Origin of the sequence: Pseudomonas sp. PS01299, from assembly GCF_029960145.1 — a bacterium.
Taxonomy (GTDB): Bacteria; Pseudomonadota; Gammaproteobacteria; order Pseudomonadales; family Pseudomonadaceae; genus Aquipseudomonas; species Aquipseudomonas putida_A.
In genome coordinates this window covers 1-9,977 of the sequence record NZ_JASCPO010000214.1, presented here as the reverse complement: position 1 = coordinate 9,977, position 9,977 = coordinate 1, and the positions used below count along the sequence as shown (strand labels likewise).

General features: G+C 60.5%; 8 protein-coding genes. 4 read left to right on the top strand and 4 right to left on the bottom strand.

Annotated features, from left to right (window positions below):
• Positions 1 to 168 precede the first annotated feature (168 nt).
• From QMX91_RS25190 to QMX91_RS25180, 3 genes are all read left to right on the top strand, one after another.
• Complete coding sequence (locus QMX91_RS25190; protein ID WP_282413541.1) at positions 169 to 1,026, top strand: glucose 1-dehydrogenase; 858 nt, start codon at positions 169 to 171, stop codon at positions 1,024 to 1,026.
• A gap of 7 nt (positions 1,027 to 1,033) precedes the next feature.
• Positions 1,034 to 2,377 carry a sodium:proton antiporter gene (locus QMX91_RS25185; protein ID WP_282413540.1) on the top strand — a complete coding sequence of 448 codons (1,344 nt, stop codon included), beginning with the start codon at positions 1,034 to 1,036 and terminating at the stop codon, positions 2,375 to 2,377.
• A 187-nt stretch (positions 2,378 to 2,564) separates the two neighbouring features.
• Positions 2,565 to 2,861 (top strand): hypothetical protein, encoded by a 297-nt coding sequence (locus QMX91_RS25180; protein ID WP_007967009.1) that lies wholly within the window; start codon positions 2,565 to 2,567, stop codon positions 2,859 to 2,861.
• A 54-nt stretch (positions 2,862 to 2,915) separates the two neighbouring features.
• Here the strand turns inward: QMX91_RS25180 and QMX91_RS25175 are convergent, their stop codons facing one another.
• From QMX91_RS25175 to QMX91_RS25160, 4 genes are all read right to left on the bottom strand, one after another.
• Entirely contained in the window at positions 2,916 to 3,452 is a 537-nt protein-coding gene (locus tag QMX91_RS25175) for a hypothetical protein (protein ID WP_047597231.1), read from the bottom strand.
• A gap of 66 nt (positions 3,453 to 3,518) precedes the next feature.
• Positions 3,519 to 5,441 carry a PAS domain-containing sensor histidine kinase gene (locus QMX91_RS25170; RefSeq protein WP_210557183.1) on the bottom strand — a complete coding sequence of 641 codons (1,923 nt, stop codon included), beginning with the start codon at positions 5,439 to 5,441 and terminating at the stop codon, positions 3,519 to 3,521.
• 76 nt (positions 5,442 to 5,517) lie between these two features.
• The gene (locus QMX91_RS25165) at positions 5,518 to 7,809 is read right to left on the bottom strand and encodes an ATP-dependent DNA helicase (RefSeq protein ID WP_282413539.1); all 2,292 of its coding nucleotides are present in this window, start codon (positions 7,807 to 7,809) and stop codon (positions 5,518 to 5,520) included.
• Complete coding sequence (locus QMX91_RS25160; protein ID WP_282413538.1) at positions 7,806 to 9,458, bottom strand: VRR-NUC domain-containing protein; 1,653 nt, start codon at positions 9,456 to 9,458, stop codon at positions 7,806 to 7,808. The genes QMX91_RS25165 and QMX91_RS25160 overlap by 4 nt, the downstream gene beginning before the upstream one ends.
• 205 nt (positions 9,459 to 9,663) lie before the next feature.
• On the opposite strand from QMX91_RS25160, the gene QMX91_RS25155 reads away from it, so the two are divergent.
• Positions 9,664 to 9,888, top strand: a complete 225-nt coding sequence (locus QMX91_RS25155) for a YgdI/YgdR family lipoprotein (protein WP_027612790.1) — start codon at positions 9,664 to 9,666, stop codon at positions 9,886 to 9,888.
• Positions 9,889 to 9,977: the final 89 nt, after the last annotated feature.

Sequence of the window (9,977 nt, the reverse complement as noted above, 5' to 3'; positions counted from 1 at the left end):
GCTCGCGATAGCTGACTGACATTCAACATCAATGTCGGCTGATACACCGCTATCGCGAGCAGGCTCACTCCTACAATGGTTTTGTGGTCATCCAAAATCCGATCGAACTCACGGCAAATCGTCCAGGTCAACCGCCCATACCTGCCCTGAGAACCTCGGAGATTTGTGATGACCGACTACCCAAAACCACCCTTCCCCACACAAGCTCAAGCCGTGCCGGGTTTGCAAAGCAAAATGCAGCCCTACCCCGATTGTGGCGAACAAAGCTACGTCGGCTCCGGGCGGCTGGCCGGCAAGATTGCGCTGATCACCGGCGCCGACAGCGGTATCGGCCGCGCGGTGGCGATTGCCTTCGCCCGTGAAGGTGCGGACGTGGTCGTGGCTTATCTGAATGAACACGACGATGCCAAAGAGACCGCGCGCTGGGTCGAACAGGCAGGCCGCCAGTGCCTGTTGCTGTCCGGCGACCTCGCGCACAAGGCCCATTGTCAGGAACTGGTGGACAAGACCGTCGAACGCTTCGGGCGCATCGACATTCTGGTCAACAACGCCGCGTTCCAGATGACCCACGAAAACTTCGAAGAAATCCCCGATGACGAATGGGTGATGACCTTCGACGTCAACATCACCGCGATTTTCCGGTTGTGCCAGGCAGCGATCAAACACATGCGCCCCGGCGCGTCGATCATCAACACCAGCTCGGTCAACTCGGACATGCCCAAACCGACCCTGCTGGCCTACGCCACCACCAAGGGCGCGATCGCCAACTTCACCGGCGGACTGGCACAGATACTCGGGCCAAAAGAAATCCGCGTGAACTGCGTGGCCCCCGGACCAATCTGGACGCCACTGATCGTCTCGACCATGCCCGATGAAGAGGTGCAGAACTTCGGCAGCGAAACCCCGCTCGGGCGCCCCGGACAACCGGTGGAAGTGGCGCCAATCTATGTGCTGCTCGCCTCCGATGAAGCCAGTTACATCACCGGTCAGCGCTATGGCGTCACCGGCGGCAAGCCGATGTTGTAAGCCTCCAATGAGCTTTGTCATCTGGGTCGCGGTGCTTGGCGCGGTGTTGCTGACCCTCGCGTTGACCTCGTCGTACCTGCGCTGGATGCCGGTCACCACTTCGGCCGTGTGCCTGCTGCTGGGGATCGGCATTGGCCCCAGCGGTCTGGATTTGCTGAAACTGTCACTGGAAAACGCTTCCGTATGGATGGAGCACCTCACGGAAGTGGCGGTGTTGTTTTCGCTGTTTGTCTGCGGGCTCAAGCTGCGTCTGCCACTGCGCGACAAGCGTTGGCGGATTGCGTTCGGGCTGGCGGGCCCGGTGATGGTCTTGACCATCGCCGGGGTCAGCGTATTGCTGCACTGGGGCCTGCAACTGTCGTGGGGGCCGTCGCTGCTGATCGGGGCGATGCTGGCACCGACCGACCCGGTACTGGCCGCGCTGGTGCAGGTCAACGACGCACGGGATGTCGACAGCGTGCGCTTTGGCCTTTCCGGAGAAGCCGGGCTTAACGACGGCATCGCTTTTCCGTTCGTGATTCTCGGCTTGCTGCTGTTGCAGGCCGACGCGCAACCCGGCGCCTTGACCGATTGGGTGCTGCAAGATTTGCTCTGGGCGGTGCCGGTCGGTTTGCTCACCGGTTACTGGATGGGGCGCGGCATCGGTCGGTTGACCCTGTCGCTGCGCATCCGTAACGACGACAGCACCCTGAGCCCGAATGATTATCTGGCGCTGTCGCTGATTGCCCTGGCTTACGTCGGCGCGGATGCGATTGGCGGTTATGGTTTTCTGTCGGTATTCGCCGCCGGCCTCGGCTTGCGTCAGGAAGAAGTCAAATCCACCGGCGCCAGCCAGCCGCCCGCCGAACATCTGGTGCAACCGGTGGTCGGCCACCAGAACATCGAACCGCAGCACGCGGTGCACGGCGATACCGAACGACTGGAAAGCAGTCAGGTCGCCGCCGGCATCATGATGGGCGACATGCTCTCATTCGGCAGTCTGGTGGAACGGGCCATGGAAGTGTTTCTGGTGACCCTGCTCGGCGTGGTGCTGGTGCCGCATTGGGACTGGCGGGCGTTGGCCATTGGCGCGGTGCTGTTCTGCGTGGTGCGTCCGGCCTGCGTCGCGTTGATGCCATGGGGCAGCTTGCTCGACGGTGGTCAGCGGCTGTTGATCGGCTGGTTTGGCATTCGCGGGATCGGCAGCCTGTTCTATCTGTTTTACGCCTTGAACCATGGCCTCAGTCCTTCAGTCGCGACGTTGTGCACCAACATCACCCTGTCCGTGGTAGCGCTGAGCATTTTACTGCATGGCATCAGCACCCAGCCGCTGCTGGCGCGCTACGAACAACGGCAAAAACGAAAAAACTGATTTTTCCGGCGGCAATATGTCGGGAAATCCATCGAAGTTTTTTCTGAAAATAAATGGATCCCTCGGCCAAAACCAACAGTCACAACCATAACCCCTCGCTGGATGCACTCGGCGGGGTCCGGCAGGTTCGGTTCCCCTGCGGCTTGCAGCCCATGAAGAGGAATCTTTGGATAACAAGGTCACGGTCATGAAAGAATGCTCGACTCCGGCACAAATCAAGGCTTGCAGGGCTTTGGCCCTGGAACGCAATCGTCAACTGTTCGAAGATGCCCACGCCCTCAACCGAGCGGCTTACGAGCTGCTGGAAGCGGACAATCTGGACCTCGAACAGTTTGAGCACTATCGAGCACTGCGCCGCAAAGCCGATGCGAAGTTCGAGGAAGCCATCGATCACTTGTGCGTCCTCAACGAAGACTTCCCGCCGATTCCAATGTCACCGCATCACTCGCAGGAATTGCGTCGACAGCTTGAAACCGTCGAATAAAGCGCACAAGAAAAAGCCCGGCAGCGATGTCCGGGCTTTTTCTTTGGGCGGCGTTCAGCCCCCGGGGTTGGTCACCTGAATGAACACTGCATAAGCCCCGAGCAGGATCCAGAACGTGGCGAAGATCCATGGCGTGCGCACCGAAAACAACAGCGACTTGCGATAACCCTTGTGGCTCGACTCCATCTCGCTGAACAGCGGCGACTCGTCGTAAGCCATGCCCATGATCGGCTCGCTGCGCAACAACTCGCTCTGCTTGTAGTGCCAGTGATCGATGATGTCGTACGCCGCACGAATCCCCGGCCAGGCGTTGAGCGAACTGAGCAGCCCGAGCAGTGCGAGAAACGGCGGCACCACCAGCGTGAACAGCTTGCCCCACTCGGGGTTGAGGTTGGCCATGCACGAAGCGAAGGCAATCACCAGAAACGACTGCGCCGCGAGATAGGCATCGGTGCGATTGGCGAGGATGCTGGTTTCGTACTGGATTTCCTTGCGATAGAAATCCAGCCGTTCCTTGGGTGAGCCGAACATCTTGGCATCGTGTTCGGTCAGGTGCTCTTCAGCGCTGGGCTGAGTCAGTATGCGGGGCAAGGGACGCGCACTCCGTGGCGGGGAAACCTTTTAGAAGGCCCTCGCCACGGACAAGTTCAGGCGGATTCACTTCATCGACTGCGCGATGATTTCCACCAGGTTGAGCTGGGTGAATGGCTTGGGCAGACGCGGCAATTGCGCGGCAAAGCCTTCCAGACGTTCGGCGTAACCGGTGGCCAGAATGATCGGCAGATCCGGCTTGAGCAAACGCACCGCATGCGCCAGTTGCGCGCCGCTCATCTGCGGCATGGCCATGTCGGTGATCATCAGATCGATGACTTCGCCCTGCTCGAACAACGCCAGCGCCTTGGCACCGGACGTGGCGCTGATCACGCGATGGCCAAGGTCTTCGAGCAGCAGCGTGGTGCTGGTCATCACCAGCGAATCGTCGTCCACCACCAGCACGCTGAGGCGCGGCACCAACACCGGTTTGACCGCCGGGTAGAGGTTTTTTGCCGTCTCCCCGGCTAACGCCACCGGTATCCACATTTCAGCGCGGGTGCCATGGCCTTTTTCGCTCTTGAGAATGAAACGGCCACCCAGTTGCTCGATAAAGCCATGCACCATCGACAAGCCCAGCCCGGTGCCCTTGCCCACGCCCTTGGTGGTGAAAAACGGATCCCTGGCCGAACCCAGCGTGGCTTCGTCCATGCCCTCACCCGTGTCGATCACGCTCAGGCACACATAGCGTCCCGCCGCCATTGACGAATGGCTTTGCTCAAGCACGACTTCCGGCTGCGCGCAAATGCACAGGCTGCCACCGTCGGCCATGGCGTCGCGGGCGTTGGTCGCCAGATTGAGCAACGCCAGTTCCAGTTGGTTGCTGTCGGCCAGCACCGGTTGCAGATCCTCGGGAAAGCGTGTCTCGATGCGAATCCCGGGGCCTATCGAGCTGCGCAACAGTCCGGTGATGCCTTGCACCAGTTGCGGAATATCGACCGGCTCGGTCTTGAGTTCCTGACGGCGGGCGAAGGCCAGCATGCGTTGGGTCAGCGATACGCCACGCAATGCACCCTGCGTGGCGTTTTCCAGCAGACGACTGTTTTTCGGGTCGTCACCGATGCGTTTTTGCAGAATCTCCAGATTGCCCAGAATCACCGTCAGCAGATTGTTGAAGTCATGGGCGATGCCGCCGCTGAGCTGACCGATGGCCTGCATCTTCTGCGCCTGAAACAGCGCTTCGCGGGTCTTTTCCAGCGCCACTTGCGACTCATGGGCTTCGGTGACATCGCGGGTGATCTTGGCAAACCCGAGCAGCGTGCCGGTTTCGCCGCGAATGGCATCGACCACCACGTGGGCCAGAAACCGCGTGCCATCCTTGCGCATGCGCCAGCTCTTGTTCTCGAAACGGCCCTCGCGGGTGGCAATCTCCAGTGCCCGTTGCGGTTCGCCGGCCACACGGTCTTCCGGGGTGTAGAAAACCGAAAAATGCTGGCCGATGATTTCTTCCGGCTGGTACCCCTTGATCCGCTGGGCGCCCTGATTCCAGTTGCTCACACGACCTTCGGGGCTGAGCATGTAGATCGCATAATCGGTGACACCCTGCACCAGCAGGCGAAACTGCTGTTCGCTTTGCTTGAGGGTTTCCTCGGCCATCTTGCGGTCGGTCAGGTCACGGGTGATCTTGGCATAGCCGAGCAGTTTGCCGTTGGGATCAATGATCGGATCGATGACCACATGGCACCAGAAGCTGGTGCCATCCTTGCGCACCCGCCAGCCTTCGCCTTCGAAGCGTCCTTCGTGCAGCGCTGTGTCGAGCGCGCGTTGCGGCAGACCCGCCGCACGATCATCGGCGGTATAGAAGCGCGAGAAATGCTCGCCGAGAATCTCCGCCTCTTCGTAGCCCTTGAAGCGTTTGGCGCCGGAGTTCCAGCTGGTGATGATGCCGTCCGGGTCGATCATGTAAATCGCATAATCGACCACCGCATCGATCAGCAGACGGAAACGCATCTCCTCGATCGCGGCAGTTTTGCTCGGGTTGTCACTCATCAGATTCACCGCTGGTTTTCATTAGCGCAAGTATGCGGCAATCCGGCGCCATGGGAAGGTGCAAACGCGCCTCTATTCACGGCATGATCAATGGGTTGATTGAGGACGAGTCGGTGCCGAGCGACCACCAGCGTGGCAGCAGTTGCTGAATGCGCGGTTCGGCGAAGCGGTCATCGATCAGCATCACCACGCCACGATCTTCACGGGTGCGGATCACCCGCCCGGCGGCCTGCACCACTTTCTGCACGCCCGGATACAGATAGGTGTAGTCGTAACCGGCGCCGAAAATCGCCGCCATGCGCCGTTTCAACTGTTCGTTGACCGGGTTGAGCTGGGCCAGCCCCAGGGTCGCAATGAACGCGCCGATCAGCCGTGCTCCGGGCAAGTCGATGCCCTCGCCAAACGCACCGCCCAACACGGCGAAGCCAATGCCCTGACTGTCGGCGGTGAACTGATCGAGAAACGCCTGCCGCTGTCCTTCGGCCATGCCCCGGGACTGCTGCCACAGATTGATCTGCGGATGGCGTTCGGCGAGCAGCGTCAGCACTTGTTGCAGGTAATCGAAGCTGCTGAAGAACGCCAGGTAATTGCCCGGGCGCTCGCTGAACTGGCGGGCGATCAGCTCGACGATCGGTTCCAGCGACGCCTGGCGATGATTGAAGCGCGTGGAGATACGGCTGACGATCTGCACTTGCAGCTGTTCGGCGCTGAAGGGTGATTCGACGTCTATGCATACCGTGTCGGCGGGCGTGCCGAGCAGATCGGCGTAATAGCGTCGCGGGCTCAGCGTCGCCGAGAACAACACGCTGCTGCGCGCCGCTTTCAGGCGCGGGCCGATGAACGCCGCCGGCACCACGTTGCGCAGGCACAACTGCGACAGCGGCCGCTTGCGCTCAAGGTCGCGCTTGCTGATGTCGAACAGGTAATGCTCGTCGAACAGCTCCGCCACCCGGCCGAACTGCAGCATGTCGAAGTAGAAGGTTTGCAGTGCGCTGTCGAGTCCCTGCGGATGATCATTGAGGTAGTCGCCGATGGCCGCACTGCACAGCGACACCGCTTGCAGCAGCTTCTCCGGGGCCTTGTCGTAGGCCTGATACGGCGCCAGTTGCGGCTGATGCAGCGCGTTCCATTCACGGTTGACCCGTTGCAGGGATTTTTTCAGCACTTCGGGGGCAGTCTTGCGCACACTGGCCAGCGCGGCCTGATCGAGACTGGCGCTGTACATCGAACGCCCACGTTCGACCAGGTTGTGCGCTTCATCCGCCAGCACCGCAACCTTCCACTGGTTAAGCTGAGCGAGGCCGAACAGCAGCGCGCTGAAATCGAAGTAATAGTTGTAGTCCGCCACCACCACATCGGCCCAGCGGGCCATTTCCTGGCTCAGGTAGTACGGGCAAACCGTGTGCTCACGGGCCACTTCGCGCATCGCCGCCTGATCGAGCAGATTGATCCGGCTGGCCGCTTGCCGGGCGGCGGGCAGGCGATCATAAAAGCCCTGGGCCAACGGGCAGGACTCACCGTGACAGGCTTTGTCCGGGTGTTCGCAGGCCTTGTCGCGGGCGACCATCTCCAGCACCCGCAGCGGCAAGCGTTCAGACTGATCGAACAACACCTGACTGGCATCCAGCGCCAGTTTGCGCCCCGGGGTCTTGGCGGTCAGGAAGAACACCTTGTCCAGTTGCTGCGGCGCCAGCGCCTTGAGCATCGGGAACAGCGTGCCGAGGGTTTTACCGATCCCGGTGGGCGCCTGGGCCATCAGGCAGCGGCCGGTGCTGACCGCTTTGAACACCGATTCGGCCAGATGCCGTTGGCCGGGGCGAAAGTCCGCATGGGGAAAGGCCAATTGCTGCCCGGCCAGATTGCGCGCCTCGCGATGGGCCATTTCCTGCTCGGCCCAGTTCAGGAACAGCCGGCATTGTTGTTCGAAAAATTCCTGCAAGACCGGCGCATTGAAGGCCTCGACCAGACAGGTTTCCTTTTCGCTGACGATGTCGAAATACACCAGCGCCAGATTGATCTGCGCAAGTTCAAGCTTGCGGCACATCAGCCAGCCGTAGATTTTCGCCTGTGCCCAATGCAGCTGCCGATGGTTGGCCGGTTGCTTGCTCAGGTCGCCGCGATAGGTTTTGACTTCTTCCAGACAGTTCTGCGCCGGGTCATAGCCGTCCGCCCTGCCCCTGACCTTCAACTGCAGAAACTCGCCTTCCAGTGCCACTTCGCTTTGGTATTTGTCGCTGCGCCGCGAGGCCACGGTGCGGTGCCCGAGCATGCCTTCGAGGGCTGTCGGCGAAGGGGTAAAACGCAGGTCGAGTTCGCCGGTCTTGGCGGTGAACTCGCATAGGGCACGGACGGCAATGCTGTAGCTCAAGCGCTCTGCTCCGCCCATTGCACGTAGCACACGGCGACCGGCATCTGGTGTTGGTGGCAAAATTCCAGCCAGCGCAGTTGGTTGTCCTGCAAGCGGTCACCGGGGCCTTTGACTTCGATCATCCGGTAGGTCTTGTGCTGCGGCCAGAACTGGATCAGATCCGGCATGCCGGCGCGATTGGCCTTGATGTCGAGCAGCAGGCGATTGAACCAGTGCTTGAGGTGTTCCGCCGGCAAACACGCCAGCGCCTGCTCCAGCAGTTGCTCATTCAACGCGCCCCAGAACACGAACGGCGACTGCACGCCCCATTTGGCGGCGAAGCGCTCACGAATGGTCGCCGCATAACGGCCGTCGTCGAGTTGGTCGAGACAGGCCTGAAACAGTTCGGCGCGGCGTTGCTGAAAGTCTTCGTTGAGCAGATCCACCGGCCCGCGCTGAAACGGATGAAAGAACGCTCCCGGCAGCGGCGCAAAAATCGCCGGCCAGCACAACAGGCCGAACAGCGAGTTGATCAGGCTGTTCTCGACGTAGTGCACCGGGCCGCTGTCTTCGTGCAAATGCGCCTGCACGTAAAACTCCACAGACAATCCCGGATCAGTGCGCGGCAGTTGCAGATCGAGGCGCTCGACCGGGCGTGGCGTTGCCCGTTTGAGCGGCGGCCCGCCGAGTTTGCGTCGCAGCCGTGGCAGCATCCGTTGCAGGCTCTGCTGCTCCGCAGCGCTTTCCGGCGCCTGTTCGGCGAGAGTGGCAAGCTCCAGCGCCAGTGCGTATTCGCCGCAGCGCTCCAGCACGCGGATCATTCGCTGACGGGCGCCGGGGTAGGTGCAATCGCGGTAAATGCTCAACGCCAGGGCGAACTCGGCGACGCGCTCGCAATACTGGCCGATCTGGAACAGCACCTTGCCGCGCCGCCGCTGCAGCCACGGGTTGTCGAACTGCAACGCGTTGACCTGCTCGACAATGGGCTCCAACGGTTCACCGGCTTCGAAAAGCAGTTGGCAATGATGCAGGAACAGGCAGGCGTCAACGTCTTCACGGCTGCGCAGACCACGGGAGTCAGCGCAGAACTCGACTTTTTCGTAGGTAAAGATCCCGAGGTCGGCGAGGACGAATTCCGACCAGTCCTGATAAAGATTGCCGAAGAACATCAGACGCAGGCGGTCGCAGAGGTCCATGATGGTCAGGCTGAGCAAGCGGTCGCCGAGCGTCGGTGCCCAAACGGAGAGGCTGCGCGACTCGCTGAATTGCTCGGCGAGCGGCGGCAGCCAGTCGTCCTTGCGGCCCTTGGGTTGCTCGATAAAGCTGCCGAACGCCTGCAGCAGTTCAGCCTTGAGCAACACGTCGAACACTTCGGGCATGCTCAATAAAGCCTGATCGTCGAGCCAGCCGTGACGCAACAACGGCTGCGCGGCGTTGCTGATGTCCCCGATTTCCGGGTAGTTGAGTTTGCCGAAGCGGAAATGCACGCCCTTGCGCATTATCATGCGCACCAGCAAACCCTGCGAAGCGCGTGGCAAGGCCTTGAAGTCGCGGATAAAGCCGTGCTCGGATTCGCTCATCACATCGGCATAGCGAAGCTCAAGCCAATCAAGCACTTGCCGGAAGTTGTTGAGGTAATAGAACGGATCGTCGAGCGGGTTGGCAGTCACGGGAATTCAGGGCCATGGCGAGCGAATACTGGTTATGCGTACAGATACCAGCTCTGCCCCGTCGCGTGCAAACGGAAAAAGATCAGTGGCAGCGGCAATCGGGATTTTTTCAGGTTGCCATCGAACTTTTCCCCGTTCGATGGCACCAACCGCGTTAGAGACCGAAGTCGGTCAATTGATATGGAATGAGGGATTTGAGGTGGGTATGAACATCAAGACTCTGGGTCTTCCCCTGGCGGTAGCAGCCTTCTTGGCATTGGGCGGCTGCTCGACACCGACCGTGGTGACCTTACAGAACGGTACTCAGTATTTGACCAAGGACATGCCGAAAACCAAGAACAAGGACGGGTTCTATGAGTTCGAGGATATTTCCGGAACCAAGGTGAAAGTCCGCGGCGACGAGGTCGCGACGGTGCGCAAGGAAGACTGACACCCTGCTGTACGTGTAGGAGCTGCCGAAGGCTGCGATCTTTTGACTTTGTTTTTCAAGATCAAAATCAAAAGATCGCAGCCTTCGGC